The organism is Variovorax gracilis (genome assembly GCF_030317115.1).
Taxonomy (GTDB): Bacteria; Pseudomonadota; Gammaproteobacteria; order Burkholderiales; family Burkholderiaceae_C; genus Variovorax; species Variovorax gracilis.
This window is the reverse complement of record NZ_JASZYF010000013.1, coordinates 75138-102115: the sequence shown is the minus strand read 5'-3', so window position 1 is coordinate 102115 and position 26978 is coordinate 75138. Positions and strand designations below refer to the sequence as shown.

The window sequence follows — 26978 nt, the reverse complement described above, 5'->3', positions numbered from 1 at the left end:
TGCTACTGGACGCGCACGATGCTCGCGGGCTTGAAGCCGAGATCGGCCGCCTTGCCCTTGCGCGCACGGCTGGCGCGCGCGTTGTTGAGCGTGCGGATTTCCAACGTCTCCTCGCGCTCCTTGCCGCCACGACCGATGCCTTCGATCTTCACGCTGCGCGTGTAGGCCGCCGCGCCTGCAAGCGTGTCCTTGGCTTCGAGGTCGATGAGCGTGAGCCCGCGCCCGCCCTTCGGCAGCGCCTTGAGTTCGTTGATGTCGAAGGTGAGGATGCGACCGCCCGTGGAGGCGCAGGCGACGTGCGTGGCCGCCGGCAGCGGCTCGGCACCGCCCGCACCACCGACAAGCGAAGGCCGGCACATCTGCTCGCCTTCGCCCACGTCGACGAAGGCCTTTCCACCGCGCTGTCGCGAAATCATGTTCTCGACCGACGCGATGAAGCCGTAACCGCCGGTGTTCGACAACAACAGGTTCGCACCGAGCGGTCCCGCGAAGTAATGCGCCACGTGCGTGCCGCTGTCCAGGTCGATCAGCGTCGTGACGGGCTGGCCGTCACCGCGACCGCCCGGCAGCGACGCCACCGGCACGCTGTAGACGCGCACGCCCTTGTCCTTGGCGGTGCCGAACACGAGCAGCGTGTCGACGGTGCGGCACTCGAAGGCGCCGTACAGCGAATCGCCTGACTTGAAGCTGTATTCAGGCGCCCCGGCACCCGCCGCGCGCTCGCTGGCCCAGCCCTTCTGCGTGCGGACCCAACCCTTCTGCGACACGATGACAGTGACCGGCTCGTCGACCACGCGCACTTCGGCGACGGCGCGCTTCTCGGCCTGGATCAGTGTGCGGCGCGGGTCTTCGAAGCTCTTCGCATCGGTCTCGATCTCCTTCACAAGCAACCGGCGCAACGCGGCCGGGCTGCCGAGGATGTCCTCGAGCTTCTTCTGCTCTTCGCGCAGGCCTTTCAGCTCCTGCTCGATCTTGATGGCCTCCAGCCGCGCGAGCTGGCGCAGGCGGATTTCAAGGATGTCCTCTGCCTGCCGTTCGCTGAGGTTGAAACGTGCGATCAGTGCTGCCTTCGGGTCCTCGGCGGCGCGGATGATGGCGATCACCTCGTCGATGTTCAGCAGCACCAGTTGCCGGCCTTCGAGGATGTGGATGCGGTCTTCCACCTTGCCGAGTCGATGGCGCGACCGCTTCTCGACCGTGATCTCGCGGAAGGCGATCCACTCGTTGAGCATCTGCCGCAGCGACTTCTGCGTCGGCTTGCCGTCGATGCCCACCATCGTCAGGTTGATAGGCGCAGAGGTTTCCAACGAGGTCTGCGACAGCAGCGTGGTGATGAACTCTTCCTGGCTGATGCGCGAGGTCTTGGGTTCGAACACCAGGCGCACCGGCGCGTCCTTGCTCGACTCGTCGCGCACCACGTCGAGCACGGAGAGAACAGCGGCCTTCAGTTGCGTCTGCTCGGCCGTGAGCGCCTTCTTTCCGGCACGGACCTTGGGGTTCGTGAGTTCCTCGATTTCCTCCAGCACCTTCTGGGTGCTGACACCCGGCGGCAGTTCGTTGACCACGAGTTGCCACTGGCCGCGCGCCAACTCCTCGATCTTCCAGCGCGCGCGCACCTTGAGGGAGCCGCGACCGGTCCGGTACGCGTCGGCGATGTCGGCTGCGCTGCTGATGATCTGCGCACCACCCGGGTAGTCAGGGCCGGGCACGAAGCCGAGCAGTTCCTCGTCGGACAGCTTGCCGTTGCTCTTGATGAGCGCCACGCAGGCATCGGCGATCTCGCGCAGGTTGTGGCTCGGGATCTCTGTGGCCAGGCCGACCGCGATGCCGCTCGCGCCATTGAGCAGCGCGAAAGGCAGGCGCGCGGGCAGCAGCCGCGGCTCTTCGGTCGAGCCGTCGTAGTTGGGAATGAAGTCGACCGTGCCCTCGTCGATTTCGTCGAGCAGCAGGCTGGTGATGCGGGCGAGGCGCGCCTCGGTGTAGCGCATGGCCGCTGCACCATCGCCGTCACGGCTGCCGAAGTTGCCCTGGCCGTCGACCAGCGGATAGCGTTGCGAGAAGTCCTGCGCCATGCGCACCAGCGCGTCGTAGGCGGCCTGGTCGCTGTGCGGATGAAAGCGGCCGAGCACGTCGCCGACCACGCGTGCGCTCTTGACCGGCTTGGCGCCGACGGTGCCGTTGGCGCCGCCGTAGCCGAGGCCCATGCGCGACATCGAATAGAGGATGCGCCGCTGCACCGGCTTCTGGCCGTCGCTGACGTCAGGCAGCGCACGGCCCTTGACGACGCTCAATGCGTACTCGAGGTAGGCGGTCTGCGCATAGTCGGCCAGCGTCAGCGCGCCGTCTTCTTCGGGGCTCTGGAGATCGAGCGAAGGTTGGGAGTCCATGGGAAAAAAATGAGAGGGGAAATGAATCGGGGGTCAGCGCACCGTTGCGCGCTCAGCCCGGTGTGAATGCTTCATGCACGGCCGACTGCACGGCGCCGCCCAGGACGGCACCGCCGCCGGCGACGTAGATCCAGTCGCCGATCACGGCCGCGCCCACCGCATGGCGTGGCGTGGGCATCGGCGCGTGGCGTTGCCAGGTGTCGGTTGCCGGATCGTAGCTTTCCATCTGGCCGAAGACCTTGGCCTGGCGCGGCACGCCGCCCACCAGGATGCCGCCTTCGCCGCCCATGGCGTAGCAGCGCCCGCGGTAGACCACCAGGCCATGGCCCGAGCGCGCAGTGGGCAGCGGCGAGCGCAATTCCCAGGTGTCCCGCGCCGGCAGGTAGACGTGGTGCAGGTCGGTGTTGTATTCGAAGGTGTTGAAGCGCCCGCCGATCACGTGGATCTGGCCGCCGTGCGACACGCAGCCGACGTGGTCGCGCGCGCCCGGCAATGCCTTTCGCGCGGACCAGCGGTCGGTCTTCGGGTCGTACACCTCGTGCCAGCCCACGCTGGCGCGCTCGCTCGCGGGCTCGGAGGCACCGCCAATCAGATGGATCGCGCCATCCACGACCACCGCCGCAGCCGCACCGCGCGGGCGCGGCAAGGGCGCGATCGCCACCCAGCGGTCTGCAGCGATCTCGTAGGCGTAGGCGTTGGTGTCCGACCTTCGGTTCTGTTCGACGAAGCCGCCGAACGCATAGACCCGGCCCGCATCCGCGGCGACGGCGACGTGGTTCGCGCCGCGCGGGAGCGGAGCGCCGGAAAGCCAGCGGTCGGATGCCGGGTCATAGATGTGGTGGTAGTCGCGGTTGACCGCGCCTTCGCCGTAGCCGCCGACCACGTGCATGCGACCCGCCGCGGCGGTGGCCCAGGCCATCTCGCTGCGCGGGATCGGCAAGGCCGCGCGCGGCGCCCATCGCCCCGGCGGGCCGGCGGGCGCCGGGCTTTCGGTGAAGCGCTGCGCTTCCTGCTCGGGCGTCATGTGGTGGGGCACGCCACCTTGCAGCCGCGCGTAGGGCTCGTCGGCGGAAGGTGCCACGGGCAGGCGCGGCGACGCCCCTTGCGCACGCGCGATGCCGACCACGGCGGCTGACGCTGTAGCGAGCACGAGGTTTCGACGTTGCATGGCGATTTCCTTCATCGGATCGAAAGGCACGGGTGCGCTCAAGGCACCGCGGGCGGCGCCTCGGGGATGGCCGGCATCGCCGGCAACTCCCCGGAAGCGGGCGGCATATTGCCACGACCGATGGCCCCGCCCTGCGGAACCGTCATTTCCATCCGGATGCGCGCGGGCCCCTTGCCGCGGCCCAGCCCCGCCGATGGCTTGAGATAGGCGTAGAGCTGAAGCACTGTCTGCACGTAGTTCTGCGTCTCGGGGTAGTTGGGAATCCTGTTGCCGGCGCGCTGGACTGCGCCCTCGCCCGCGTTGTAGGCCGCGAGCGCCAGTTCAATCTGGCCCGGGAACATCGCGATCAGGTCGCGCAGGTGTCGGGATCCGGTGGCGATGTTGATGCGCGGGTCGAACAGCTTCTTCTCGATGGTCGCGCGCTGGTCGGCCGAGACCCCATAGCGTTGCGCTGTCGCGGGCATGAGTTGCATGAGCCCGAGCGCGCCCTTGGGCGACACCGCCTGCGCGTCGAAGCCAGACTCCGTCGCGATCAGCGCCTGCAGCAACTCGTAGTCGATGTCGTGTTTGCGCGATGCGTCGCGCAGCGCGGATTTCGCCACCTTGTAGCTGGGCGAAGCCTCGAACAGCGCCAGCAGGGTCTGCGAAGCCCGCGGGACCTTGCCGTCGATCGTGCCCTTGCGCGCCCGGCCCAGGGGGCCGATGCCGTTCGCGGTGTCGAAGCTCTGGCCGCCTCGGAAGAAGAGCTGGTAGCGCTCGTCGAGCTTCTCCGATGCGAAGTGCGCCACGCCCTTCTGATCGACATAGCCGTAGATGTCGCCGGCGCGGGCATGCGGCTGCCACATCAGCAGCGCGAACAGCAGGGCCGGCAGCAACCGGCCGCGAGCCAGAGCACGTGAGAAATTCATCGCTGGTGGAAGGTCAGCGCCCGCGGTGCGTCGGCGATCAGCCGGCACTGCGCCAGCGCGCAGGGTTCCCGCAAGTAGTCAACAGCTTGTCTTGAACCGTCATGGGGGACATTGTCGTCGATGTGCCCCACGGCACGTCCCTCGGAGCGCCTGGGAACAGGACACCACCCGCGTCCATCCAATGGGCAGAGACATCACCATGCACAACATCGAACCCCTTGATTCCGCCGCGACATCCAGCCTTCTGGCAGATGCCGAACTGGCGATGCGCGCCGCGCGAGGCGACACCCTCGCCTTCCAGCACATCATGCGTCGGCACAACCGCCTGCTGTTCCGCACGGGCCGGAGCATCCTGCAGAACGACGAAGAGACACAGGACGCGCTGCAGGAAGCCTACGTGCGCGCCTGGCGTTCGCTCGCCAGCTTCAGGGCGGAGGCCAGGCTCTCGACCTGGCTTGTGCGGATCGTCGTGAACGAAGCACTCGGCCGGCTGCGCGGACGCCGCAGCGCGCAGGTTATTCCGCTCGACACCGCCAGCGATGCGGCCGAAACGCAAGGGGAGACATGGATGCACGCAGATCCGGACGAACAGCCCGAACGCCAGGCCATGCGCGGCGAATTCCGCAGCCTGATCGAAACCCGGATCGATGCGCTCCCGGAAGCCTTTCGGACCGTGTTCGTCCTGCGCGCCGTGGAGGACATGAGCATCGAAGAGGTCGCGGCGGCGCTGGAGATTCCGGAAGCCACCGTGCGCAGCCGCTACTTCCGGGCGCGCGGCCTTTTGCGCGAGGCCCTGTCGCGCGAAGTCGATCTGGCGATCGGAGACGCCTTCTCGTTCGCGGGCAAGCGCTGCGACGACATCGTCGCCCACGTGATGTCCGCGATCGCCAGCGATGCGTCGGGCCAGCAGCCCACCCCCTGAATCCAATCACAAGGAGACGTCATGTCCTTCTTTCAAATGCCCACGCCCATCGCCGCGCGCCGCCTGTTCCTGGGCCGATCGGGACTCGTGCTGTCAGGCGCAGCAGTCGCGCTGCTCGCCGGGAGGGACGCGTTGGCCGCGAAGGCGGGCGGCGACACTGCGGGGGACGTGCAGATCCTCAACACGGCGCTCGGTGCGGAACTTGAGGCCATCGCGGCCTACCAGGTCGGTGCGGAAAGCAAGCTGCTGGAGAAGCCGGTGCTCGACCTCGCCGTGACCTTCCAGGGGCATCACAGGGCGCATGCGGCCGTGCTGGCCGCGACGGTCGCGAAACTGGGCGGCAAGCCTGTGCTCGCAAAGAGCACATACGACTTCCCGGTCGAGCAGTTGAAGTCGCAAGCGGACGTACTCCGTTTCGCGGCCAAGCTGGAACAAGGCGCCGTCAGCGCCTACCTGGGTGCCGTCCCGCTGTTCGGCGACCGCGACCTCTCCAAGGCCGCGGCGAGCATCCTCGGCGACGAAGCCATGCACTGGGCCGTGCTGCGGCAGGCGCTCGGCGAGGTGCCGGTGGTTCCATCGGCCTTCGTGTCCTGAAGCCGCCGGACGACAAGGGCCGCGCGGGCCTGTTCGACCACTTCAAGCAGGCCGACGGAGCGACCGAATCCTGCCGACGGGCAAGCTCAGACGTCCACCTCGACGTCGTCCGCGCGCAGTTCCATCAGTTCGCGCCGCGCGGCGGCTTCGCCCTTGCCCATGAGCTTGGTGATCTCGCCCTGCGTGCCCAATGCGTCGAAGCGACCGAGGCGCACCTGCAGCAGGCGCCGCGTATCGGGGTTGAGCGTGGTCTCCCACAGCTGTTCTGCGCTCATTTCTCCCAGGCCCTTGAAGCGGCTGATGCTCCACGCGCCTTCGCGTACGCCGTCCTTGCGCAGCTTGTCGAGGATGGCTGTGAGCTCACCTTCGTCCAACGCATAGACCTTCGAGGCCGGCTTCTTGCCGCGCGCCGGTGCATCGACGCGGAACAGTGGCGGCTTGGCGACGTAGACGTGCCCTGCATCGATCAGCTTGGGAAAGTGACGGAAGAACAGAGTGAGCAGCAGCACCTGGATGTGCGATCCGTCCACATCCGCATCGCTCAGGATGCAGACCTTGCCGTAGCGCAGGCCCGTCATGTCGGGCGTGTCGTCCGGGCCATGCGGATCGACGCCGATCGCGACGGAGATGTCGTGGATTTCGGTGTTGGCGAAGAGCCGGTCGCGCTCCACCTCCCAGGTGTTGAGCACCTTGCCGCGCAGGGGCAGGATGGCCTGGCTTTCCTTGTCGCGGCCCATCTTGGCGCTGCCGCCGGCGGAGTCGCCCTCGACCAGGAAGACTTCGTTGTGCGCGATGTCCTTGCTCTCGCAGTCGGTCAGCTTGCCGGGCAGCACGGCCACGCCGGAGCCCTTGCGCTTCTCGACCTTCTGGCCGGCCTTCTGGCGCGTCTGCGCGGCCTTGATCGCCAGTTCGGCGAGCTTCCTGCCGTAGTCGACGTGCTGGTTGAGCCACAGCTCCAGCGCCGGGCGCACGAAGCTCGACACCAGCCGCACGGCATCGCGCGAATTGAGCCGTTCCTTGATCTGGCCCTGGAATTGCGGATCGAGCACCTTGGCCGAGAGCACGTACGAAGCGCGCGCAAAGACGTCTTCGGGCAGCAGCTTCACGCCCTTGGGCAACAGCGAATGCAGTTCGACGAAGCTCTTGACCGCGTTGAACAGGCCATCGCGCAGCCCGCTTTCGTGCGTGCCGCCGGCACTGGTCGGGATCAGGTTGACGTAGCTCTCGCGCACCGGTTGGCCGTCCTCGGTGAAGGCTACGCACCATTCGGCGCCCTCGCCCTCGGCGAAGTTGTCGGCGTTCTTGTCGGCATGACCCGCGCCTTCGAAGAGCGGGATCACCGGGTCGCCGTTTAGCGTCTGCATCAGGTAGTCGCGCAGGCCGCCCTTGTAGAGCCAGGTCTGGGTTTCCTTGGTCTTCTCGACCACCAGCGTCACCGTGACGCCGGGCATCAGCACCGCCTTGCTGCGCAGCAGGTGCGTGAGTTCGTTGATCGGCAGCGCCGGGGATTCGAAATACTTGGCGTCCGGCCAGGCGCGCACCGTGGTGCCCTGGCGGCGGTCGCGCGGGCCGTCGCCATTGGACGCGGCCGCGCTTTCCTGCGGCCGAAGCTTGAGCAGCTCGACCACGTCGCCGGCCGAGAACGCGATCTGCGCCACCGAGCCTTCGCGGTAGGAAGTCACTTCCAGGCGCTTCGAAAGCGCATTGGTCACCGAGACGCCCACCCCATGCAGGCCGCCCGAGAAGCTGTACGCACCGCCCGCGCCCTTGTCGAACTTGCCGCCCGCGTGCAGCCGGGTGAACACCAGCTCGACCACCGGGGCCTTTTCCTCCGGGTGCAATCCGAACGGAATGCCGCGGCCGTCGTCCTCGACGCTGACGGAGCCGTCGGCGTGGAGCGTGACCTTGATCTTCTTGCCGTACCCCGCCAGCGCCTCGTCGGCGGCGTTGTCCAATACTTCCTGAATGATGTGCAGCGGGTTGTCGGTGCGGGTGTACATCCCCGGCCGCTGCTTGACGGGCTCGAGGCCCTTGAGGACGCGAATCGACGCCTCGCCGTAACTGCCTGGTTCCTTGCTTGCCATGGCGCGGGATTCTAGGCGTTGGTCTTGCGGCCCCCAGGAAGTTTCCCAGGCGAGGCATTCCCCTATCGCATCAAAGCCGCTCGAAAATTTCAACAATCGAGACCGGGCGTCCCGCCGACACGGACCTTCGCTTTTGGGTACATTGCCCGGGATGACTTCCTCCCCCAGCCAGCCTCTCAGCCTCAAGCAGGTCCTCGTTTGCGGCGCCATGATCGTCACGCTGTCGATGGGCATTCGCCACGGCTTCGGGCTCTGGCTCCAGCCGATCACGCAGGAGCAGGGCTGGTCGCGGCAGGCTTTTTCCTTCGCGATCGCCATTCAGAACCTGTCGTGGGGCGTGATTGGCGTATTCGCGGGGATGCTGGCGGACAAGCTGGGTGCGTTTCGCGTCCTGTTGGCAGGCGCCGCACTTTATGCGCTGGGCCTGGTCGGCATGGCGTTGTCTCCCACGCCATTGATGTTCGCGCTCACCGCGGGTGTCCTGATCGGCGCGGCGCAGGCGGGCACGACGTACGCGGTCATCTACGGCGTCATCGGTCGCCAGATCCCTGCCGAAAAGCGCTCCTGGGCGATGGGCGTGGCCGCGGCGGCCGGCTCCTTCGGGCAGTTCCTGATGGTGCCGGTGGAGGGCCAGTTGATCGCCCGCCTGGGCTGGCAGACGGCGCTGCTGGTGCTGGCCGCCATGGTGCTGATCATCGTGCCGCTGGCCTTCGGCCTGCGCGAGCCCCGGCACGAAGCGACCACCAGCGTGCGCCGCAGCCAGACCATCATGCAGGCCATGCAGGAGGCCTTCAAATACCCCAGCTTCGTGCTACTCACGGCCGGTTATTTCGTCTGTGGGTTCCAGGTGGTGTTCATCGGCGTGCACATGCCGAGCTATCTGCGAGACAAGGGGCTGTCGCCCGAGGTCGCAAGCTACGCGCTGGCGCTGATCGGGTTGTTCAACGTGTTCGGCACCTACATCGCCGGTTCGCTGGGCGCTCGGCTGGCCAAGCGCAAGCTGCTGGCGGCGATCTATATCAGTCGAGCGGTGGCGATCGCGCTCTTCCTGATCGTGCCGATCTCACCCCTGACCGTGTACGTCTTTGCCAGCGTGATGGGCTTCCTGTGGCTTTCGACCGTGCCGCTCACCAGCGGCATCGTGGCCCAGATCTTCGGCGTCGCCCACTTGTCGATGCTGGGCGGCATCGTGTTCCTGAGCCACCAGGTCGGTTCGTTCCTGGGCGTCTGGCTCGGCGGCTACCTCTACGACCGGACCGGCAGCTACGACCTAGTCTGGTACATCGCCATTGCGCTGGGCGTGGGCGCGGCGCTCATCAACCTGCCGGTGAAGGAAAGCGCGATCGTGCGTCCGACGCCGCAGCCGGCCTGAACACCGCGATGTCCGAACTGACGCGCCATCGCCTCGTTCAAGCCGGCTGGCTGGGCGCGGCCGCGCTGGCGTTGGCGGCGGTGTTCGCGCTTTACACGCGTCCGGGGTTCCTCGTGACGCTGATCGACCAGATCTGGGCATGTTTTTGAACCACTCGACGCTTGCGCCTTCGCCCTGGATCGTGCGCTGGTCTCACCTGCTGGCGCCGGGCGCCACGGTGCTGGACGTGGCCTGCGGCTCGGGGCGTCACATGCACTGGTTCGCCGAACTTGGCCATCCCACGACCGGCGTGGACCGGTCGCCGGAAGCGATCGCCGCAGCGGCGCCCTTCGGCCGAACCGTGCTGGCCGACATCGAATCCGGGCCGTGGCCGTTTGCCGGGCAGGCTTTCGGTGGGGTGATCGTCACCAACTATCTCTGGCGGGAGCGACTGGCCGACATCGTGGCGGCCGTCGCACCCGGCGGCGTGCTGCTGTATGAAACCTTTGCCGCGGGCAACGAAACCGTCGGCAAGCCGTCCCGGCCCGATTTCCTGTTACAGCCGGGCGAACTGCTTGTGGCCTGCGCGGGTCTGCGTGTCGTCGGCTATGAAGATGGGTTCCTTGCGGCGCCGGACCGGTTCGTCCAGCGCGTCGCGGCCGTCCGGCCTTCGGGCGCCTCCGACCCGGCGCTGCGCCGCCATCCGCTGGACGCCGGCTGACCGGCCCCTCCGGGGGCCCGCCCGGCGGAGCCGCGCGGCCGGGCCGAGTTAGTAGAATGTCTGCTTTTCGTCCACCGACAAAGAGATTTCCCTTGGAGCAACTGACAGGCAGCATCGTCGCGCTCGTCACGCCGATGCATGACGACGGCAGTGTCGACTATCCCGCCCTGCGCCGGCTGATCGACTGGCACATCGACGAAGGCACCGATTGTCTCGGCGTGGTCGGCACCACCGGCGAATCGCCGACGGTCGATGTCGAGGAACACTGCGAGATCATCCGCGTCTCGGTGGAACAGGCCCGCGGCCGCGTTCCCGTGATGGCGGGCTGCGGTGCCAATTCCACCAAGGAAGCCATCGAACTCGCCAGGTTCGCCAAGGGCGTGGGCGCCGATTGCCAGCTGCAGGTGGTGCCCTACTACAACAAGCCGACGCAGGAAGGCCAGTACCAGCATTTCAAGGCGATCGCCGAAGCGGTGGGAGACCTCCCGACCGTGCTTTACAACGTGCCCGGCCGCACCGTCGCCGATATGGCGCACGACACCGTGCTTCGCCTCTCCCAAGTGCCCGGCATCATCGGCATCAAGGAAGCGACCGGCAATATCGAGCGCGCCCAGTGGCTCATTCGCGACCTGCCGAAGTCCTTCGCCGTGTATTCCGGCGACGACCCGACCGCGGTCGCGCTGATGCTGTGCGGCGGCCAGGGCAACATCAGCGTCACCGCCAACGTTGCACCGCGCAAGATGCACGAGCTGTGCGTGGCCGCCATCGCCGGCGACGTCCGTCGCGCGATGCAGATCCAGTTCGAGCTGATGCCCCTGCATCGCCATCTCTTCGTCGAACCCAATCCGATTCCGGTCAAGTGGGCCATGGCACGGCTGGGGCTGTGCGGTGGCGCACTGCGCCTGCCGCTCACCCCGCTCGCCGAATCCGGCCAGCCGGTGGTCGAGTCCGCTCTGCGCGCCAGCGGCCTGCTCAAGGACTGATCCATCTTTACCTTGCCGTTGTCGAACGCCGGCAACCTTTTGCGCTGGCTGCGCTCTGAAACTGCGGGCGCCGCGGCCGCGCACCGATTGAGTTAGATATTCCAAGAAGGAAGACGACGTTGAATACCATTTCGCGATTCGCACTGCTGGCCCTTGTCGCCAGCCTCGCCGCCTGTTCTGTCCTCGAGACCGACAAGATCGACTACAAGAGCGCGGGCAAGGCCCCCACCCTCGAAGTGCCGCCCGACCTGACGCAACTGTCGCGCGACAACCGCTACGCGGTGCCGGGCGGTGCCGTCACGGCCAACTCCTATCAGCAGGGCCTGGCCAACGCGCCCGGCCTTCCGACCGCTCTCACCAACATCGGCGACGTGCGCATGGAGCGCTCGGGCTCGCAACGCTGGCTGGTCATCAACCGCCCCGCAGATCAGCTCTGGGATCCCGTCAAGGACTTCTGGCAGGAAAGCGGCTTCCTGATCACCACCGAGCAGCGCAACCTCGGCATCATGGAAACCGACTGGGCCGAGAACCGTGCCAAGCTGCCGCAGGACATCATCCGCGGAACCCTGGGCAAGCTGGTCGAGTCGATGTACTCCACGGGTGAGCTGGACCGCTTCCGCACGCGCATGGAGCGCACGCCCAACGGCACCGAGATCTTCATCTCCCACCGGGGCATGCAAGAGGTCTACAGCAGCTCGCGCCAAGACCAGACGGTGTGGCAGCCCCGGCCCAGCGACCCCGAACTCGAGACCGAATTCCTTCGTCGCCTGATGGTGAAGCTCGGCGTCTCGCAAGAGCAGTCCAAGGTGATCGCCTCGGCCGGCGCGCCGGTGCAGACCGCACGCGTTGCCAATGTCGGCGGCCAGCCGGTGGTGCAGATCAGTGAAGGCTTCGAGCGCGCATGGCGCCGTGTGGGCCTGGCGCTGGACCGCACCGGCTTCACCGTCGAGGACCGGGACCGCGCGGCCGGTACGTACTTCGTTCGCTATGTGCCGCCGAACCCGAACAAGAGTGACCCCGGCTTCTTCGGCAAGCTGTTCACCTTCGGCTCGGGCAAGACCGAGGCGCCGCTCAAGTTCCGCATCCTGGTCAAGGGCCAGGGTGATGCGAGCAGCACGGTCTCGGTGCTCGACGGCAACGGCGCGCCGGACACTTCGGCCAACGCGCAGCGCATCGTGCAGGTCATCGCCGACGACCTGAAATAAGGTCTTGCCGATGCTGCGCTTCCGCAGTCTGGGCAGCGGCAGCACCGGCAACGCCACGCTGGTCGAAGCGACCAGCAACGGGCGAACTTCGAGGCTGCTGGTCGACTGCGGCTTCACGCTGCGCGACTTGCATGCCCGGCTTGCCAGGGCAGGACTTGAAGCCGCGGACATCGATGCGATCTTCATCACGCACGAGCACGGCGATCACATCGGGTGCGCGCATGCGCTGTCGCGGCGCGAGCGGATTCCAGTATGGATGAGCGAAGGCACTTGGCTGGCAACCGGGGGGCGCGACTATGAAGGACGCCTGCACCTCGCACGCGACGGCCTCGACATCCAGGTCGGCGATCTCGTGATTCAACCCTTCACCGTGCCACATGATGCGCGCGAGCCCCTGCAACTGCGCTGCACCGATGGCGCCCGCAGCCTCGGTGTGCTGACCGACCTCGGGCATGCCACGCCGCATGTGCTGGACCGGCTGATGGGGCTCGATGCGCTGCTCCTCGAGTTCAACCACGACGGCGACATGCTGGCCGGGTCTGCCTATCCGCCCTTCCTCAAGCAACGCGTGGGCGGCAACTACGGCCATCTCTCGAACGCGGCAGCCGCGGCCATCGCGAAGGCGGTACTGCACTCCGGCCTTCGCCACGTGCTGGGCGCACACCTGAGCGAGCAGAACAACAAGCCCGACATCGTGCGGCGCGCGATGGCCGAAGCACTGGGCTCGAACGAGGACGAGATGCTCACGGCCACCGCGGCCGATGGCTCGCCCTGGCTCGACCTGTGAATCTTCGAGCGCATGAAAAAGGCCGCCCGAAGGCGGCCCGGTGGTTGTTGCAGTTGCACTTGTGATTCGGAACTTCAGGGCTTTGCTGGCGGTGTTTCCGCATTCTTCTTGGCTGCTTCCGTCGCGGCATTGGCCGCATCGAGAGCGGAAGACGCATTGGGAGACGGGGTCGCCGATGCATCGGGTGCCGGCGCGGGCGCAGGTGCGGCAGGCGGAGTGACCTGGGCAGGCGGTGGTGCAACCACGGCCGGCGGCTCTTCCTTCTTTCCGCATGCGGTCAGTGCGGCAGCGGCGATCAGCGAAGCGATCAATGCAGACTTCTTCATTACAGGGCTCCTTTGGATGAAGGTCTCAAAGAAAAAATTCTAGACCTGCACCCTCCGCAGAGTATGTATTGCAGTGCGATTCGCGGCATTGGCTTACAAGCCAAGCGTCGATGCCGGAAAAGCCGGCCGCGCACGCCCCAGGCATTCGTCAAGGCGCTCCCGCAATGCACGACGGCCCTCGGGATCGCGTCCGCAGACACCGCGGCCATGATCGACGTCGATGCGATGCAGAAACCATGACGGCGTCCAGATCGCGCTCGGCACCTCGGGCAGGCCGGGTCCGTCGCAGGCGCGGCATTCCACGATGTGGCTCCACATGCGCCGCCAGTGGACAAAGCGTGCGTGTTCCCGCTCGAAGACACGAAAACCCTGCGCCAGCAGCACGAAACTGCGCCCCGCCGCCGACCAGGCCTGAAGCGCATCGACGATGGCGCGCTCGCCCAACGGCCAGTCGTCGAAGTCGGGATCGCTCAGGACGATTTCGCGCCAGTTCTGCCTCGCCGCGGCCGACAGAGCCGTCTGCAGGTGCGCGCGAAATGCATGGCGCCCATCGAATGGGCCATCGGGCAATTCGGCAACAGGTGTTTCACTCTGCATGCACCCACCCTGCTTCGCACCAGTCGCTCAGGAGCGCGAGTGCATCTGCGCTCGCGCTCGCGAGCTCGCGAGGCCCGAGCTCTCGCTGATCGGCGAGACGCCGCATGAGCTTCGCGTCGCGGCCGGAGGCACGAAAGCTCTCGCCGTTGATATAGAGATGCCGCTCGTCGTAAAGCATCCGCGTGCGGCGGTCGAGGGCGACGGCGTTCAATTCGGACGGCGCTTCGCCCTGGTCGAACCAGACCGTCGGCTTGGGCTCGGTCATCGATTCGCCGAGCGCGCGGTCGACGATGTCGCCATCGCGCATGACGGCCAGCACGGCCTCCCGGGCAAAAGCCTGCAGGGCGGGCGGCATCGCCGCCGGGGTGTCAAGGGCAGGCTGCAACGGATCGCGATAGTGCACCGCCGCTCGCGTTGCCGCGTCCTGCGCGGCATCAGCCTGGGCCTCCGCGATGCGCGCGAGCAGGTCAGCGCCCAGCGGCGCAGCGGCCGGCGAGCGCAGGCCGATGGAATAGGTCATGCAGTCATCGCCATCTGCAACGCCATCGTGCGCATAGCGCGGCGGCAGATAGAGCATGTCGCCCGCTTCGAGCACAAAGCTCTGCTCGGGCTCGAACTGCGCGAGGATCTTGAGCGGGACATTCGGCTGGAGGCGCAGATCGCGCTGCTTGCCGATCGACCAGCGACGTCGACCCTGCGCCTGCAGCAGGAACACGTCGTAACTGTCGAAATGCGGGCCGACGCCGCCGGTGTCGCTCGCGTAGCTGATCATCACGTCGTCGAGCCGGGCATCGGGAACAAATCGGAACTGCTGCAACAATTCATGCACACCTTGGTCATGAAGATCGACCCCCTGCACCAGCAACGTCCAGCCGGGTTGCTTGAGGGAAGGCAGCGATCGGCGCGCGAAGGGGCCATGCCTGAGCGTCCACCCCGACTTGCCATGCTGGATGAGGCGAGACTCGACCTCCTCGCGTGCCGCCAAATCGAGCAGTTCGGGACGCGCAATCGGTGGCACCATCGCGGGCACGGCCTGTCGTACCAGCAGTGGCTTCTTTTGCCAATGGCGGCGCATGAACTGTTGAGCGCTCAGTCCACCGAGCAAGGTCAAGGGGTGATCAATCTCCATGGGAGAATTCTCGTATGGAAATCTCTGAACAATGCGTGGTCGGCCTGACCTGGACGCTGAAAGACACGCTGGGCGAAGTTCTGGACGTGCTCGATGACCCTGTCGAATTCCTGGTCGGCGGCGACGATCTTTTCGAGGCCATCGAGGCCGCTCTTATGGGCCATGGCCCGGGCGCCAGGGTGCAGCTTCAACTCGAACCCGAACAGGCTTTCGGCGACTTCAACGACCAGTTGCTCTTCCTCGAGCCCCGCACCCTCTTCCCCGAAGGCACGGAGGAAGGCATGACTTTCGACGGGGCTGCGTTGCCGCAAGGCGTGAACCCCGACATGCCCAAGGACGTGCTCTATACGGTCAGCGAAATCTATCCGGACCATTTGGTGCTGGATGGGAACCACCCGCTGGCGGGCATAGCGATCCGTCTGGACATGACCGTGAAGTCCGTGCGCGAAGCGACCGAAGAAGAGATCGGTCGGGGCACAGCAGGCACGGGCTTTTTCAAGGTTCCGAACACGGCGCCCGGCAACGACCTGCTTCACTGAACGCATCCCCAGCACTCATGAAAAAGCCGGGCATTGCCCGGCTTTTCACGTTGGCGCACGGAGGTCAGAACCGTGAAATCTGTCCGTTGTCTATGCGGACACGATCGCCGATGCGCAGGTCGCCGGGCGACGGCACGTCGAACGCGCGATAGCCGCCGTTGTCTGTCTGGATCGAGACGCGATAGCTTTCATAGGCGCGCGGAGCGTTGCGATTCGACTCGATGCTGTTGCCCAGCAACGCGCCGCCGACCACACCCGCAACGGTCGCTGCAGTCCGGCCGTTGCCCTTGCCGATCTGATTGCCGGCCACCCCCCCGAGCAAACCACCGGCGATGGCGCCGACGCCGGTGGAGCCGGTTCCCGCGGTCTCGCTGCGGAGCACCTCGATGTTGGCAACGCGGCCGTACTCGACGTACGGGCCTGGTTGTGCGATCGGTTGCACCGGCTGGTACGGATAGCGGGAGGTCTGATAGACAGGTGCGGGCGCCACGCAGGCAGTCAGTGTGGCGATGGCCGCCAAGGAGGCGGTGACGGAAAGCGAACGAATGGAGATTTTCATGATGTAGTTCCTCGAAACGGCACGACCGATGCGCCCCGGGCATGTGAATTAACGCAGCGACGGCGCGCTCGATGACGTTGAACACATGTTGAAACCTTCGACGCGCGACGACGTCTCCGGTTCCATTCTTTACGCGTGGGCGCCCCCGGTGCGCTGTTGAAGGACCGGGCCTACAGCGGCTCTCGCCCCCGCCTTTTCAGTGCTTGCCCGTCGAGCCGTACCCACCCTCGCCGCGCTCGCTGGGCGGGAATTCGGCCACCACGTTGAACCGCGCCTGAACGACCGGAACGATCACCAGCTGGGCCAGCCGCTCCATGGGCTGCAACACGAAAGGCGTGTCGCTGCGGTTCCACGCGCTCACCTTGAGTTCGCCCTGGTAGTCGCTGTCGATCAGGCCGACCAGGTTGCCCAGCACGATGCCGTGCTTGTGGCCGAGCCCCGAGCGCGGCAGGATCATGGCCGCAAAACCGGGATCAGCCAGATGGATCGCGATACCCGTTCCCACCAATTGCCAAGCATTCGGCTCCAGCGTGATGGGCGCATCGAGACAGGCCCTGAGGTCCAGTCCGGCGCTGCCAGGGGTTGCATACGCCGGCAGTTGGTCCTGCATGCGGGGATCGAGGATTCGAACGTCGACTTTCACTGATTGCGCCTTTGAAATTGGGATGGCTGTTGTTTCATGGGTGGAGCCCGGCGGGCAAGCGGGCCGCGATCTCCGCGACCAGCTCTCGCGCCAGCGTGAGCTTGGGGGCGCGCGGCAGCTCCCGCACGCCCTTCGCGTCGACCAGCAGCAGGCTGTTGTGGTCCTGGCCGAACGTGAGCGGCCCGATGTTTCCGACCAGGAGCGGAATGCCCTTGCGCTCGCGCTTGGCCTTGGCATGTTCGGCGAGGTTCTCGCTTTCGGCGGCGAAACCCACGCAGAACAACTGACCGCCCTGGGCGCGCGCACCCTGGGCGACGGTCAGCAGGATGTCTTCGTTCTCGACAAACTGCAGCATGGGCGGCTTGCCGGTGCCGTCCTTCTTGATCTTCTGCTGGCTGTGCGCGGCCGGGCGCCAGTCGGCCACGGCGGCGGTCGCGACGAAGATCGACGCGGTCCGGACCGAATGCAGGGTGGCTTCCAGCATCTGCTGTGCAGACAACACGTCGACACGGCGCACGCCACGCGGCGTCGGCAGATGCACGGGGCCGGCCACCAGCGTGACCTCGGCGCCGGCATCGCGCGCCGCACGGGCAATAGCAAAGCCCATCTTGCCGGACGAGTGGTTCGTGATGCCGCGGATCGGGTCGAGTGCCTCGAAGGTCGGACCGGCCGTCACGACCACATGCTGGCCTGCGAGCACCTTGGGCTGGAACTGGGCAATGACTTCGTCCAACAGTTGATCGGCTTCGAGCATGCGGCCGTCGCCCGTCTCGCCGCAGGCCTGCCAGCCGTTGCCCACGCCCAAGACGAGGGCGCCGTCGGCATCGACCTGCCGCAGGTTGCGCTGCGTTGCCGGATGGCTCCACATCTCGCGGTTCATGGCCGGTGCAATGAGCAGCGGCACGCGGTCCATCGGGCGCGCCAGGCACATGAGGCTCAGGAGTTCGTCGGAACGCCCCTGCACGAGCCGCGCGATGAAATCGGCACTGGCTGGCGCCAGCACGATTGCATCGGCTTCGCGGCTCAGGTTGATATGGGGCATGTTGTTGAGTTCGCGCACGTCCCATTGCGAGGTGTACACGGGGCGCCCGGACAGCGCCTGCATCGTCACAGGCGTGATGAATTGCGCGGCGGCTTCGGTCATCACGACCTGTACGGTGGCGCCCGACTTGACCAGCAGCCGGCAGAACTCCGCCGACTTGTAGCAGGCGATGCCCCCGGTGAGCCCCAAGACGATATGTTTGCCTGCGAGTTCTTGCATGGCCGGCAGTGTAAAGGGGCAAGTGCCCCCACCTATAATCCCTATTTCCCACTTCCCGGACCTGCACGTTCGGAACTGGCATGACCAAATTCGTCTTCGTCACCGGTGGTGTGGTGTCTTCCCTGGGCAAGGGAATCGCCTCCGCCTCGCTCGCCGCGATCCTCGAGTCGCGCGGCCTCAAAGTCACCCTCATCAAGCTGGACCCCTACATCAACGTCGACCCCGGCACGATGTCACCGTTCCAGCACGGCGAAGTCTTCGTTACCGACGATGGCGCCGAAACCGACCTCGATCTCGGCCACTACGAGCGCTTCATCACGACGCGCATGCGTCGCGCGAACAACTTCACGACCGGCCAGATCTACAAGTCCGTGCTCGAGAAGGAGCGCCGCGGCGACTACCTCGGCAAGACCGTGCAGGTGATTCCGCACATCACCAACGAGATCCAGGAATACGTCAAGCGCGGCGCCGGCATCGGCACGGCACATGAGGTCGACGTGGCCATCGTCGAGATCGGCGGCACGGTAGGCGATATCGAATCGCTGCCCTTCCTCGAAGCCGTGCGCCAGATGAGCCTGCGCATGGGCCCCAACAATTCGGCCTTCGTGCATCTGAGCTACGTGCCGTGGATCGCCGCGGCCGGCGAGCTCAAGACCAAGCCGACACAGCACACGGCGCAGAAGCTGCGGGAGATCGGCATCCAGGCCGACGCCCTGCTGTGCCGCGCCGACCGGCCGATTCCCGACGACGAGCGCGCCAAGATCTCGCTCTTCTCCAACGTCCCCGAGTGGGGCGTGATCTCGATGTGGGACGTGGACACCATCTACAAGGTGCCACGCATGCTGCACGAGCAGGGCCTGGACGGCCTCATCTGCGACAAGCTTCGCATCAACACACCGCCGGCCAAGCTCACGCGCTGGGACGACCTGGTCTACGAGGTCGAACATCCGCAAAAGGAAGTGTCGATCGCGATGGTCGGCAAGTACGTCGACCTGTCCGACAGCTACAAGTCGCTGAACGAGGCGCTGCGCCACGCAGGCATGAAGAACCACGCCCGCGTGAAGATCGACTACATCGACTCCGAAACCATTACGCGCGAAGACGTCGCGCGACTGGGCAAGTACGACGCGATCCTCGTTCCCGGCGGCTTCGGCCAGCGCGGCGTCGAAGGCAAGATCTCGGCGGCGCGTTTCGCCCGCGAGACCAAGGTGCCTTACCTGGGCATCTGCCTCGGCATGCAGGTCGCGACCATCGAGTACGCCCGCAACGTGGCCGGCTTGAAGAACGCCAACAGCACTGAATTCGACCCGCAGACTCCCTGCCCCGTGATTGCGCTGATCACCGAATGGAAGGACAGCGACGGCACGGTCAAGGTCCGCGACGAGAAGTCCGACCTCGGCGGCACCATGCGCCTCGGCGCGCAAAGCTCCGACGTGGCGCCGGGCACCCTCGCCCACAGCATCTATGGCGACGTCGTGACCGAACGGCACCGCCATCGCTACGAAGCCAACGTCAACTACCTCGACGAACTGCGCAGCGCGGGCCTGGTGATTTCGGCGCTCACCCAGCGCGAGCACCTGACGGAAATCGTCGAACTGCCGCAGAACGTCCACCCGTGGTTCATGGGCGTGCAATTCCACCCCGAGTTCAAGTCGACACCCTGGGGCGGCCATCCGTTGTTCAACGCGTTCATCAAGGCTGCGCTCGAGCACCAGAATGCGGACTCGGACAAGAAGGCACTGAAGGTGGTGGCATGAGCGCCGCTGGACCGCTTCGAGGCGCGAATGCCCCCTTGGGAGGCAGCGCGGTACACAAGGTGACAAGCGCGGGGGTTGCATGAAACTGTGCGGATTCGACATCGGGCTGGACAAGCCCTTCTTCCTGATCGCGGGACCGTGCGTGGTCGAGTCCGAGCAGCTGCAGATGGACACGGCCGGCACGCTGAAGGAAATCACCTCCTCGCTCGGCATCCCCTTCATCTTCAAGAGCAGCTTCGACAAGGCCAATCGCTCGTCCGGCACCAGCTTTCGCGGCCCCGGTCGTGACAAGGGCCTGGACATCCTCGCCAAGGTCAAGCGCGAGCTGGGCCTGCCGGTGTTGACCGACGTGCACACCGAGGACGACATCACGGCCGCTGCCCAGGTCGTGGATGTGCTGCAGACGCCGGCCTTCCTCTGCCGCCAGACCGACTTCATCCGCGCGGTGGCGCAGTCGGGCAAGCCGGTCAACATCAAGAAGGGCCAGTTCCTCGCGCCGCACGACATGAAGAACGTGATCGACAAGGCGCGTGCGGCCGCCAGGGAAAAGGGCTTGCCTGAAGACAGCTTCATGGCCTGCGAACGCGGCGCGAGCTTCGGCTACAACAACCTCGTCTCCGACATGCGCTCGCTCGCGATCATGCGCGAGACGGGCGCGCCGGTGGTCTTCGACGCCACACACTCGGTGCAGTTGCCCGGCGGCCAAGGCACAAGTTCCGGCGGCCAGCGCGAAATGGTGCCGGTGCTGTCGCGTGCGGCCGTCGCAGTGGGCGTGGCCGGCCTGTTCATGGAAACGCATCCGGACCCGGCCAAGGCGCTCAGCGACGGCCCCAATGCCGTGCCGCTCAAGCACATGAAGGCCCTGCTCGAGACGCTGCTGGCGCTCGACAGCGTCGCCAAGAAGAACTCATTCCTAGAGGACATCTTTCAACAATGACCAGTGCCTACATCATCGCCAACGTCGAAGTCACGAACCCGACGCAGTACGAGGAATACAAGAAGTGGTCCACCGAGGCCATGAAGGCGCACGGCGCAGAAGTCTGCGTGCGCGGCGGCAAGGTCGAAGTGCTCGAGGGCGACTGGAATCCCCAGCGCCTGGTGCTCCTCAAGTTCCCGACCGTCGAGGCAGCCAAGAAATTCAATAATTCGCCGGAATACGGCAAGGCGCGGGCCGCGCGCCAGGGCGCGGCGATCATGCGAATGATCGTTGTCGAAGGTGTATAGGAGCGTCAGGTTTTGAGCGCTGTGTGATTAACTAGCAAGTTTTTTCGGAGCAAGAGAACAATGAGTGCAATCGTTGACATCGTCGGGCGTGAAATTCTCGACAGCCGCGGCAACCCCACCGTCGAATGCGACGTGCTGCTCGAATCGGGCACCATGGGCCGCGCGGCCGTTCCCTCGGGCGCATCGACCGGCTCGCGCGAAGCGATCGAGCTGCGCGACGGCGACAAGAGCCGCTACCTCGGCAAGGGCGTGCTCAAGGCCGTCGAGAACATCAACACCGAGATCTCGGAGGCCGTGCTGGGCCTCGATGCGAGCGAGCAGGCCTTTCTCGACCGCACGCTGAACGATCTCGACGGCACGGACAACAAGGCACGCCTGGGCGCCAACGCGACCCTGGCCGTCTCGATGGCCGTGGCTCGCGCCGCAGCAGAAGAATCGGGCTTGCCGCTGTACCGCTACTTCGGCGGCATGGGCGGCATGCAGCTGCCAGTGCCGATGATGAACGTCATCAACGGCGGCGCGCATGCGAACAACAGCCTGGACCTGCAGGAGTTCATGATCATCCCCGTGGGCGCCAAGAGCTTCCGCGAGGCAGTGCGTTATGGCGCCGAAGTGTTCCACGCGCTCAAGAAGATCCTGGGCGACCGCGGCATCAGCACCGCCGTGGGCGACGAAGGCGGTTTCGCGCCGAGCGTCGAGAGCCATGAAGCCGCGATCCAGCTGATCCTCGAAGCCATCGACAAGGCCGGCTACGCCGCGGGCGAGCAGATCGCCCTGGGCCTCGACTGCGCCGCAAGCGAGTTCTACAAGGACGGCAAGTACGTGCTCTCCGGCGAGAATCTCAGCCTCACCGCCGAAAGCTGGACCGACATGCTCGCCACGTGGGTCGACAAGTATCCGATCATCAGCATCGAGGACGGCATGCACGAAGGCGACTGGGACGGCTGGAAGCACCTGACCGAACGCCTCGGCAAGCGCGTGCAACTGGTCGGCGACGACCTGTTCGTGACCAACACGAAGATCCTGCAGGAAGGGATCGACAAGGGCATCGCCAACTCGATCCTGATCAAGATCAACCAGATCGGCACCCTGACCGAGACCTTTGCCGCCATCGAGATGGCCAAGCGCGCGGGCTACACCGCCGTGATCAGCCACCGTTCGGGCGAAACCGAGGACAGCACCATCGCGGACATTGCCGTCGGCACCAACGCCGGCCAGATCAAGACCGGCTCGCTGTCCCGCTCGGACCGCATCGCCAAGTACAACCAGCTCCTGCGCATCGAAGAAGACCTCGGCGACGTCGCCTCCTATCCGGGTCGCGCAGCCTTCTATAACCTGCGCTGATCTTCCCGGGATCAGGCGCCATGCGATCGCGCATCGTCCCGATCATCCTGGTCCTCCTGCTGCTGATCCTCCAGTGGCAGCTGTGGACCGGGCGCGGCAGCGTGCGCGAGGTCGCGCAGTTGCAGGAGAAACTGGCCGACCAGAAGGAAGCCAACGCCCGCGCCGCCTTGAACAACGAACGGCTCGCCAACGAGGTCAACGACCTGAAGGAAGGGCTGGAGATGGTCGAGGAGCGTGCCCGGCAGGAGCTCGGCATGGTCAAGCCCAACGAAGTCTTCGTGCAGATCACGCGCTGAATGGCCTCGATCCCGGCGGCCCCATGACGCCCGATCTCCCCGCTGGCTGCGTCATCGCGCTGCTCGGCGCCCCAAGCACCGGAAAGACCGAACTCGCGAACGCGCTCGCCGCCCGGCTGGCGCAGCGCGGCGTCGCGGTCACCCTGGTGGCGGATGTCTCGCACGAATGGCGGATGCGCGAGGAGCGCACGCCAGACGACGCCCAACTGGCCGCGATCGCCCGCGAACAGACCCGTCTCATCGCGTCCGCAGCTGAACGAGGCGTGGTCGTGGCCGACACGACAGCCCTGACGACAGCGGTCCACAGCGACACCCTGTTCGGGAACGACGCGCTGTTTGCGAACGCGATGACGGCCCACCGCGGCTACGCGATCACGCTGCTGATGGCGCTCGACCTGCCGTGCAGCGGCGACGAGGCGGAACGCGAGCGGATGGACGCATCGCTGCGCGCGGCCCTCGCCCGCGCGGGAGCGCCCTACACCGTGATCCACGGCCGCGGCCCGGAGCGGCTGGCCAGTGCGTGGAACGCCATCAACGCCAGCGCGGAAGCAGCGGCCAATGCGTCGAGCAGGGGACGCACCGGCGAGCAACAGCGTCTGTGGTTCTGGCCATGCGACAAGTGTTCCGACCCCGCGTGCGAGCACCGGCTGTTCAGTGACCTCGTGGCCCGGCGCCCCTAGTGCAACAGATCCACCAAGACTCATGGCAAGTTCATCGCATCTCCAAGTTCGGATCGCCGCTGCTTCGTTGGCCGCGGCATCCTTCGCCTGCGCATCGGCATGGGCCGCACCCGCCAGCGTGACCGTCGGCAACCAGACTCGCCCCACGGCCTGCGCCGAGGAAGACAACGTGTCCTTGACCCTCAGCGGCCGGGGTATCACCCGCTTCCGGGTCGAGGCGCTGCAACCGCCCTACCTGGCGAACATCAAGGCAGACGTCACGGCGCCCGACTTCTCCAACTGCAATTTCGATGGCGGTGCGCATCCCACCGACCCAAGTTTCCCGTTCAAGCCGCGCCGCGTCGTGTTGCACGACGGCAAGGATTGGATGATCGTCGGCCTCACGCTGCCCAGTTTCTGGCGGCCGCACCGGGTGCCGGTGCGTGTCGGCAAGCGCACGGAGGACGACATCCATCTCCTGCAGGTCTACGCGAAGAAGGCGGGCGCCAAGCCCCTCGAAGCGCTCGTGATGTATCCGGCCGACGGCTACTGGCGCCTCAAGCCGCTGCCGCTGGCCCGCTTCGGTGACGGCGTCTACGGCTCGTCCTTCCTGATGGGGCCGGTCCAGATGGACCGCCGACCGGTGGTCAACATCGCATCGATCGACGTCAGTATCAAGCCGCTCGCCTTCCATGTTCGCTTCGCCGGCGGCGGCCACGCGGACCTGAAGGTCGCGGAGATCAGCGAGAAGCGCACCGCGCTCGATGTGTCCCTGAAGCCACCGACGCGCGCCGAGCAGCCCTTCGCGATGCTGCGCTCGATGTACGTGACCGCCGACAACGCCGACATGAGCGCGCTGAGCTGGAAGGCGTCGCCCACTTCGGCGATGCAGACTCGCGACCTGCCGTCGGTCTCCACGCTCGAAGCGGCGGAGGTCCGCTTCGGCCGGGTGGTGCCATCGCGCCACAACACCAGCGCGCCGGACATCCGGTTCAGCCGTTTCGAGGCCGCCCGGACAGGAAGGCCATGAAGGTCGAATCGGGCCCCGCGCCGGCAGGCAGGGAGCCCGATGTCTTCGAGACGTGCGGCCTGGGCGCCGTGCGGTTCGGCGACCGGTTCCGGGCGCAGGTTCGCTGGTTCGCGCCCTACTGAACCACAGCCGTACCCGGCATCTGATCCCCCGGCGCGGTGAAGATCTGCGCGGCATCGACCGCATCGAAGCGGTACTGCTTGCCGCAGAAGTCGCAACCGACCTCGATGTCGCCCCGCTCGGCGAGGATGCTTTCCGCTTCCTCCATGCCCAGCCCGCGGATCATGTTCGCGACCCGCGTCCGCCCGCAGGTGCACGCGAAGTGCGGCCCCAGGAGGCCGGCCTGCGGCTCGAAGCGCAGTAGCTTCTCTTCCCAGAAGAGGCGGCGCAGGATCGTGTCGACGTCCAACGTCAGCAGTTCGTCGCGCGTCAGGCTCGACGCGAGGATGGAGATGCGGTTGTAGTCCTCGTTGCGACCGATCTCGTCCTCGTTGGACTGGTCGTGGTCGCTGCGGGACGTGCCTTCGAGATTGGCTTCGCCCTTGACCGGCAGGCGCTGGATCAGGAGGCCGGCGGCCACCTTGTCGTCCGCCGCCAGCACCAGCGTGGTATCGAGTTGTTCGCTCTGCAGCATGTAGTGCTGCAGCACGTCGCTGAGTCGGTCGAGCTTCTCGCCGCGGTCGCCGAACAGCGGCACCACGCCCTGGTAGGGCTGCTGGCCCGGGAGCTTGTCTTTCGGGTCCAGCGTGATCGCGCAGCGGCCCTTGTTCTTGACGTTGACCATGTCCGACAGGCGCACATCGGCCGCCAGTTCACCCACCACCTTGGCGGTGGCGCGCAGGCTCAGGTCGGGCTTTACTTCCGCGACCGCGATCTTGACCGGGCCGTCGCCGAAGATCTGCAGGATGAGCGCCCCGTTGAACTTGATGTTGGCCTGCATCAGCGTGGCGGCGGCCGTCATTTCGCCCAGCAGTTCCGCCACCGGAGCCGGATAGGCACCGGTGGCGGTGTTGGACGCACGACGCGCCAGGATTTCCTGCCAGGCATCGGTCAGGCGCACGACCATGCCGCGCACCGGCAGACCGTCGAACAGGAACTTGTGCAACTCGCTCAATTGGGACTCGCTCTCCCGCCCTTTCAGGCGATTTTCTTGAGGCCCTTCGCGAAGCGACGGCCGTTTTTCACATAGTGCTCGGCGCCATGCCGCAGCTTCGCCGCGGCGGCATCGTCGAGCGTGCGCACCACCTTGGCCGGCGATCCGATGATCAGCGAGTTGTCGGGAAACTCCTTGCCCTCGGTCACGACGCTGCCGGCGCCAACGATCGAATTGCGGCCGATCTTCGCGTTATTCAAGATCACCGCCTGGATACCGATGAGCGAGTTGTCACCGATCGTGCAGCCGTGCAGCATGACCTGGTGGCCGATCGTCACGTTGTCGCCGATGGTCAGCGGGCAGCCCGGGTCGGAATGGAGCATCGCCAGGTCCTGCACGTTGCTGTTGCGCCCGATGCGCATCGCTTCGTTGTCGCCGCGCAGCACCGAGCCGAACCAGACGCTCGCGTTCTCGGCCAACTCGACGTTGCCCATGACCTGCGCACTGTCTGCGACCCATGCACCTTCGCCAAGCCGGGGCGCCACGCCATCGAGTTCATAAAGGGCCATTGCGGTGTCTCCAGAGGTCGAAAACCTAGAATTGTAGGGATGCACTCCCGCCTTGGCGCCCTGGCCGCTCTGCGCCTCACCGATCCTGACCTCAAGGTGGCCGCGACGCGCGCCGCAGCGCAGTCGGCCCTGCACTCGATCCCCACGGAGCCTGTCCGCACCGAAGGCGACGAAACCGCCGTGCCCGGCCGTCCCGAACGTCCGCTGCGCGTCTGCGCCACCGCGGTCGAGAAGCGCTCACCCTTCACGACGGAAGGCCGCGCCGCGCTGATCCATTCGATCTGCCATATCGAGTTCAACGCGATCAACCTTGCGCTCGATGCGGCCTGGCGCTTCGACGGCATGCCCGAGGCCTACTACCGCGACTGGCTGCGCGTGGCCGACGAGGAAGCCCAGCACTTCACGATGCTGCACGACCATCTTCGCGGCATGGGCTACAGCTACGGCGATTTCACCGGGCACGACGGCCTGTGGAACATGTGCGAGAAGACCAGGGACGACGTGGTCGCACGCATGGCGCTGGTGCCGCGCACGCTCGAAGCGCGTGGGCTGGACGCGACGCCCTTGATCCAGGCCAAGCTGCGCCGCGTGAACACACCGGATGCGCTGGCCGCCTGCGCGATCCTCGACATCATCCTGCGCGACGAAGTCGGGCACGTGGCGATCGGCAACCGCTGGTACCGCTGGCTGTGCGAGCGCGAGGGCCTCGACCCGATCGCGCACTACCGCGTGCTGTACCGGCGGCACGAGGCGCCGCGCCTGCGCGCGCCCTTCAACCTCGAGGCGCGCGCCCTGGCCGGCTTCACGGACGAAGAACTGCAGGCGCTGTCTCGAGCCTGAGC

At 66.2% G+C, this 26978-nt stretch carries 30 protein-coding genes; 18 read left to right on the top strand and 12 right to left on the bottom strand.

The window, feature by feature from the left end; genetic code table 11:
• Positions 1-2: 2 nt before the first annotated feature.
• Genes parC through QTH97_RS23130 form a run of 3 tightly spaced genes read right to left on the bottom strand, consistent with a single transcriptional unit; the run spans position 3 to position 4463 of the window.
• Positions 3-2387 carry a DNA topoisomerase IV subunit A gene (gene parC, locus QTH97_RS23140; RefSeq protein ID WP_286570814.1) on the bottom strand — a complete coding sequence of 795 codons (2385 nt, stop codon included), beginning with the start codon at positions 2385-2387 and terminating at the stop codon, positions 3-5.
• A gap of 52 nt (positions 2388-2439) precedes the next feature.
• Positions 2440-3555, bottom strand: a complete 1116-nt coding sequence (locus QTH97_RS23135) for a Kelch repeat-containing protein (protein ID WP_286570813.1) — start codon at positions 3553-3555, stop codon at positions 2440-2442.
• 38 nt (positions 3556-3593) lie between these two features.
• Complete coding sequence (locus QTH97_RS23130) at positions 3594-4463, bottom strand: lytic transglycosylase domain-containing protein (RefSeq protein ID WP_286570812.1); 870 nt, start codon at positions 4461-4463, stop codon at positions 3594-3596.
• 199 nt (positions 4464-4662) lie between these two features.
• On the opposite strand from QTH97_RS23130, the gene QTH97_RS23125 reads away from it, so the two are divergent.
• Entirely contained in the window at positions 4663-5385 is a 723-nt protein-coding gene (locus QTH97_RS23125; RefSeq protein WP_286570811.1) for an RNA polymerase sigma factor, read from the top strand.
• A gap of 21 nt (positions 5386-5406) precedes the next feature.
• On the top strand, positions 5407-5979 hold the full coding sequence (locus QTH97_RS23120; protein WP_286570810.1) for a ferritin-like domain-containing protein: 573 nt from the start codon (positions 5407-5409) through the stop codon (positions 5977-5979).
• Positions 5980-6065: 86 nt separating this feature from the next.
• On the opposite strand, the gene QTH97_RS23115 is transcribed toward QTH97_RS23120, so the two are convergent.
• On the bottom strand, positions 6066-8063 hold the full coding sequence (locus QTH97_RS23115) for a DNA topoisomerase IV subunit B (RefSeq protein WP_286570809.1): 1998 nt from the start codon (positions 8061-8063) through the stop codon (positions 6066-6068).
• A 151-nt stretch (positions 8064-8214) separates the two neighbouring features.
• On the opposite strand from QTH97_RS23115, the gene QTH97_RS23110 reads away from it, so the two are divergent.
• The 6 genes from QTH97_RS23110 (at position 8215) to QTH97_RS23085 (ending at position 13110) form a co-directional block, all read left to right on the top strand.
• Positions 8215-9435 carry an MFS transporter gene (locus QTH97_RS23110; protein ID WP_286570808.1) on the top strand — a complete coding sequence of 407 codons (1221 nt, stop codon included), beginning with the start codon at positions 8215-8217 and terminating at the stop codon, positions 9433-9435.
• 8 nt (positions 9436-9443) lie between these two features.
• Positions 9444-9584, top strand: coding sequence for a hypothetical protein (locus QTH97_RS23105; protein WP_286570807.1), 141 nt, complete (start codon positions 9444-9446; stop codon positions 9582-9584).
• Positions 9575-10135 carry a class I SAM-dependent methyltransferase gene (locus QTH97_RS23100; RefSeq protein ID WP_286570806.1) on the top strand — a complete coding sequence of 187 codons (561 nt, stop codon included), beginning with the start codon at positions 9575-9577 and terminating at the stop codon, positions 10133-10135. Before QTH97_RS23105 ends, QTH97_RS23100 begins: the two co-directional genes overlap by 10 nt.
• A 56-nt stretch (positions 10136-10191) precedes the next feature.
• Positions 10192-11118, top strand: coding sequence for a 4-hydroxy-tetrahydrodipicolinate synthase (dapA, locus tag QTH97_RS23095; protein WP_444813464.1), 927 nt, complete (start codon positions 10192-10194; stop codon positions 11116-11118).
• A 119-nt stretch (positions 11119-11237) separates the two neighbouring features.
• Positions 11238-12323, top strand: a complete 1086-nt coding sequence (gene bamC, locus QTH97_RS23090; RefSeq protein WP_286570804.1) for an NlpB/DapX family lipoprotein — start codon at positions 11238-11240, stop codon at positions 12321-12323.
• A gap of 10 nt (positions 12324-12333) precedes the next feature.
• Positions 12334-13110 (top strand): MBL fold metallo-hydrolase, encoded by a 777-nt coding sequence (locus QTH97_RS23085; protein WP_286570803.1) that lies wholly within the window; start codon positions 12334-12336, stop codon positions 13108-13110.
• A gap of 74 nt (positions 13111-13184) precedes the next feature.
• Here the strand turns inward: QTH97_RS23085 and QTH97_RS23080 are convergent, their stop codons facing one another.
• The 3 genes from QTH97_RS23080 to QTH97_RS23070 form a co-directional block, all read right to left on the bottom strand.
• The gene (locus QTH97_RS23080) at positions 13185-13436 is read right to left on the bottom strand and encodes a hypothetical protein (protein ID WP_286570802.1); all 252 of its coding nucleotides are present in this window, start codon (positions 13434-13436) and stop codon (positions 13185-13187) included.
• A 93-nt stretch (positions 13437-13529) separates the two neighbouring features.
• Entirely contained in the window at positions 13530-14033 is a 504-nt protein-coding gene (locus QTH97_RS23075) for a hypothetical protein (protein ID WP_286570801.1), read from the bottom strand.
• Complete coding sequence (locus tag QTH97_RS23070; protein ID WP_286570800.1) at positions 14023-15162, bottom strand: JmjC domain-containing protein; 1140 nt, start codon at positions 15160-15162, stop codon at positions 14023-14025. Before QTH97_RS23070 ends, QTH97_RS23075 begins: the two co-directional genes overlap by 11 nt.
• A gap of 14 nt (positions 15163-15176) precedes the next feature.
• Between QTH97_RS23070 and QTH97_RS23065 the strand changes: the two genes are divergently transcribed.
• Positions 15177-15701 (top strand): FKBP-type peptidyl-prolyl cis-trans isomerase, encoded by a 525-nt coding sequence (locus QTH97_RS23065; RefSeq protein ID WP_286570799.1) that lies wholly within the window; start codon positions 15177-15179, stop codon positions 15699-15701.
• Between the two features lie 64 nt (positions 15702-15765).
• Here QTH97_RS23065 and QTH97_RS23060 read toward each other — a convergent pair whose 3' ends face one another.
• The 3 genes from QTH97_RS23060 to coaBC form a co-directional block, all read right to left on the bottom strand.
• Positions 15766-16260, bottom strand: coding sequence for an outer membrane lipoprotein (locus tag QTH97_RS23060; RefSeq protein ID WP_286570798.1), 495 nt, complete (start codon positions 16258-16260; stop codon positions 15766-15768).
• Positions 16261-16456: 196 nt separating this feature from the next.
• Positions 16457-16903 carry a dUTP diphosphatase gene (gene dut, locus QTH97_RS23055; RefSeq protein ID WP_286570797.1) on the bottom strand — a complete coding sequence of 149 codons (447 nt, stop codon included), beginning with the start codon at positions 16901-16903 and terminating at the stop codon, positions 16457-16459.
• A gap of 34 nt (positions 16904-16937) precedes the next feature.
• Entirely contained in the window at positions 16938-18164 is a 1227-nt protein-coding gene (gene coaBC / locus QTH97_RS23050; protein ID WP_286570796.1) for a bifunctional phosphopantothenoylcysteine decarboxylase/phosphopantothenate--cysteine ligase CoaBC, read from the bottom strand.
• Between the two features lie 80 nt (positions 18165-18244).
• Here coaBC and pyrG point away from each other — a divergent pair, with 80 nt between their 5' ends.
• The 8 genes from pyrG (at position 18245) to QTH97_RS23010 (ending at position 24596) form a co-directional block, all read left to right on the top strand.
• Positions 18245-19921, top strand: a complete 1677-nt coding sequence (gene pyrG / locus QTH97_RS23045; RefSeq protein ID WP_286570795.1) for a CTP synthase — start codon at positions 18245-18247, stop codon at positions 19919-19921.
• Positions 19922-20000: 79 nt separating this feature from the next.
• On the top strand, positions 20001-20858 hold the full coding sequence (kdsA, locus tag QTH97_RS23040) for a 3-deoxy-8-phosphooctulonate synthase (protein ID WP_286570794.1): 858 nt from the start codon (positions 20001-20003) through the stop codon (positions 20856-20858).
• Complete coding sequence (locus QTH97_RS23035) at positions 20855-21145, top strand: DUF1330 domain-containing protein (protein ID WP_286570793.1); 291 nt, start codon at positions 20855-20857, stop codon at positions 21143-21145. Before kdsA ends, QTH97_RS23035 begins: the two co-directional genes overlap by 4 nt.
• A 60-nt stretch (positions 21146-21205) precedes the next feature.
• On the top strand, positions 21206-22489 hold the full coding sequence (gene eno, locus QTH97_RS23030) for a phosphopyruvate hydratase (protein ID WP_286570792.1): 1284 nt from the start codon (positions 21206-21208) through the stop codon (positions 22487-22489).
• A 20-nt stretch (positions 22490-22509) separates the two neighbouring features.
• Positions 22510-22785 carry a cell division protein FtsB gene (gene ftsB / locus QTH97_RS23025; protein WP_286570791.1) on the top strand — a complete coding sequence of 92 codons (276 nt, stop codon included), beginning with the start codon at positions 22510-22512 and terminating at the stop codon, positions 22783-22785.
• Between the two features lie 23 nt (positions 22786-22808).
• A complete protein-coding gene (locus QTH97_RS23020) occupies positions 22809-23465 on the top strand; it encodes an AAA family ATPase (protein ID WP_286570790.1) in 657 nt (218 codons plus the stop codon).
• A gap of 22 nt (positions 23466-23487) precedes the next feature.
• A complete protein-coding gene (locus QTH97_RS23015) occupies positions 23488-24474 on the top strand; it encodes a hypothetical protein (RefSeq protein WP_286570789.1) in 987 nt (328 codons plus the stop codon).
• Positions 24471-24596: a hypothetical protein gene (locus tag QTH97_RS23010; protein WP_286570788.1), complete on the top strand. Its 126-nt coding sequence runs from the start codon at positions 24471-24473 to the stop codon at positions 24594-24596. The genes QTH97_RS23015 and QTH97_RS23010 overlap by 4 nt, the downstream gene beginning before the upstream one ends.
• Here the strand turns inward: QTH97_RS23010 and hslO are convergent.
• Both hslO and QTH97_RS23000 read right to left on the bottom strand, forming a co-directional pair.
• Positions 24590-25588 (bottom strand): Hsp33 family molecular chaperone HslO, encoded by a 999-nt coding sequence (gene hslO, locus QTH97_RS23005; protein WP_286570787.1) that lies wholly within the window; start codon positions 25586-25588, stop codon positions 24590-24592. The genes QTH97_RS23010 and hslO overlap by 7 nt on opposite strands.
• A gap of 23 nt (positions 25589-25611) precedes the next feature.
• Positions 25612-26136 carry a gamma carbonic anhydrase family protein gene (locus QTH97_RS23000; protein WP_286570786.1) on the bottom strand — a complete coding sequence of 175 codons (525 nt, stop codon included), beginning with the start codon at positions 26134-26136 and terminating at the stop codon, positions 25612-25614.
• Positions 26137-26175: 39 nt separating this feature from the next.
• Between QTH97_RS23000 and QTH97_RS22995 the strand changes: the two genes are divergently transcribed.
• Entirely contained in the window at positions 26176-26976 is an 801-nt protein-coding gene (locus tag QTH97_RS22995; protein ID WP_286570785.1) for a ferritin-like domain-containing protein, read from the top strand.
• Positions 26977-26978 lie beyond the last annotated feature (2 nt).

What these genes read in the sequence shown, in the direction of transcription:
- ftsB (WP_286570791.1), top strand. Translation starts at nt 22,510, where the DNA reads ATGCGATCGCGCATCGTCCCGATCATCCTGGTCCTCCTGCTGCTGATC.
- QTH97_RS23000 (WP_286570786.1), bottom strand. Translation starts at nt 26,136, where the DNA reads ATGGCCCTTTATGAACTCGATGGCGTGGCGCCCCGGCTTGGCGAAGGT.
- eno (WP_286570792.1), top strand. Translation starts at nt 21,206, where the DNA reads ATGAGTGCAATCGTTGACATCGTCGGGCGTGAAATTCTCGACAGCCGC.
- QTH97_RS23135 (WP_286570813.1), bottom strand. Translation starts at nt 3,555, where the DNA reads ATGCAACGTCGAAACCTCGTGCTCGCTACAGCGTCAGCCGCCGTGGTC.
- QTH97_RS23105 (WP_286570807.1), top strand. Translation starts at nt 9,444, where the DNA reads ATGTCCGAACTGACGCGCCATCGCCTCGTTCAAGCCGGCTGGCTGGGC.
- QTH97_RS23015 (WP_286570789.1), top strand. Translation starts at nt 23,488, where the DNA reads ATGGCAAGTTCATCGCATCTCCAAGTTCGGATCGCCGCTGCTTCGTTG.
- QTH97_RS23070 (WP_286570800.1), bottom strand. Translation starts at nt 15,162, where the DNA reads ATGGAGATTGATCACCCCTTGACCTTGCTCGGTGGACTGAGCGCTCAA.
- coaBC (WP_286570796.1), bottom strand. Translation starts at nt 18,164, where the DNA reads ATGCAAGAACTCGCAGGCAAACATATCGTCTTGGGGCTCACCGGGGGC.
- QTH97_RS23010 (WP_286570788.1), top strand. Translation starts at nt 24,471, where the DNA reads ATGAAGGTCGAATCGGGCCCCGCGCCGGCAGGCAGGGAGCCCGATGTC.
- QTH97_RS23100 (WP_286570806.1), top strand. Translation starts at nt 9,575, where the DNA reads ATGTTTTTGAACCACTCGACGCTTGCGCCTTCGCCCTGGATCGTGCGC.
- QTH97_RS23130 (WP_286570812.1), bottom strand. Translation starts at nt 4,463, where the DNA reads ATGAATTTCTCACGTGCTCTGGCTCGCGGCCGGTTGCTGCCGGCCCTG.
- QTH97_RS23060 (WP_286570798.1), bottom strand. Translation starts at nt 16,260, where the DNA reads ATGAAAATCTCCATTCGTTCGCTTTCCGTCACCGCCTCCTTGGCGGCC.
- parC (WP_286570814.1), bottom strand. Translation starts at nt 2,387, where the DNA reads ATGGACTCCCAACCTTCGCTCGATCTCCAGAGCCCCGAAGAAGACGGC.
- pyrG (WP_286570795.1), top strand. Translation starts at nt 18,245, where the DNA reads ATGACCAAATTCGTCTTCGTCACCGGTGGTGTGGTGTCTTCCCTGGGC.
- QTH97_RS23075 (WP_286570801.1), bottom strand. Translation starts at nt 14,033, where the DNA reads ATGCAGAGTGAAACACCTGTTGCCGAATTGCCCGATGGCCCATTCGAT.
- QTH97_RS23080 (WP_286570802.1), bottom strand. Translation starts at nt 13,436, where the DNA reads ATGAAGAAGTCTGCATTGATCGCTTCGCTGATCGCCGCTGCCGCACTG.
- dapA (WP_444813464.1), top strand. Translation starts at nt 10,192, where the DNA reads ATGTCTGCTTTTCGTCCACCGACAAAGAGATTTCCCTTGGAGCAACTG.
- QTH97_RS23065 (WP_286570799.1), top strand. Translation starts at nt 15,177, where the DNA reads ATGGAAATCTCTGAACAATGCGTGGTCGGCCTGACCTGGACGCTGAAA.
- QTH97_RS23110 (WP_286570808.1), top strand. Translation starts at nt 8,215, where the DNA reads ATGACTTCCTCCCCCAGCCAGCCTCTCAGCCTCAAGCAGGTCCTCGTT.
- QTH97_RS23035 (WP_286570793.1), top strand. Translation starts at nt 20,855, where the DNA reads ATGACCAGTGCCTACATCATCGCCAACGTCGAAGTCACGAACCCGACG.
- QTH97_RS23020 (WP_286570790.1), top strand. Translation starts at nt 22,809, where the DNA reads ATGACGCCCGATCTCCCCGCTGGCTGCGTCATCGCGCTGCTCGGCGCC.
- kdsA (WP_286570794.1), top strand. Translation starts at nt 20,001, where the DNA reads ATGAAACTGTGCGGATTCGACATCGGGCTGGACAAGCCCTTCTTCCTG.
- QTH97_RS23085 (WP_286570803.1), top strand. Translation starts at nt 12,334, where the DNA reads ATGCTGCGCTTCCGCAGTCTGGGCAGCGGCAGCACCGGCAACGCCACG.
- QTH97_RS23120 (WP_286570810.1), top strand. Translation starts at nt 5,407, where the DNA reads ATGTCCTTCTTTCAAATGCCCACGCCCATCGCCGCGCGCCGCCTGTTC.
- QTH97_RS23125 (WP_286570811.1), top strand. Translation starts at nt 4,663, where the DNA reads ATGCACAACATCGAACCCCTTGATTCCGCCGCGACATCCAGCCTTCTG.
- QTH97_RS23115 (WP_286570809.1), bottom strand. Translation starts at nt 8,063, where the DNA reads ATGGCAAGCAAGGAACCAGGCAGTTACGGCGAGGCGTCGATTCGCGTC.
- QTH97_RS22995 (WP_286570785.1), top strand. Translation starts at nt 26,176, where the DNA reads ATGCACTCCCGCCTTGGCGCCCTGGCCGCTCTGCGCCTCACCGATCCT.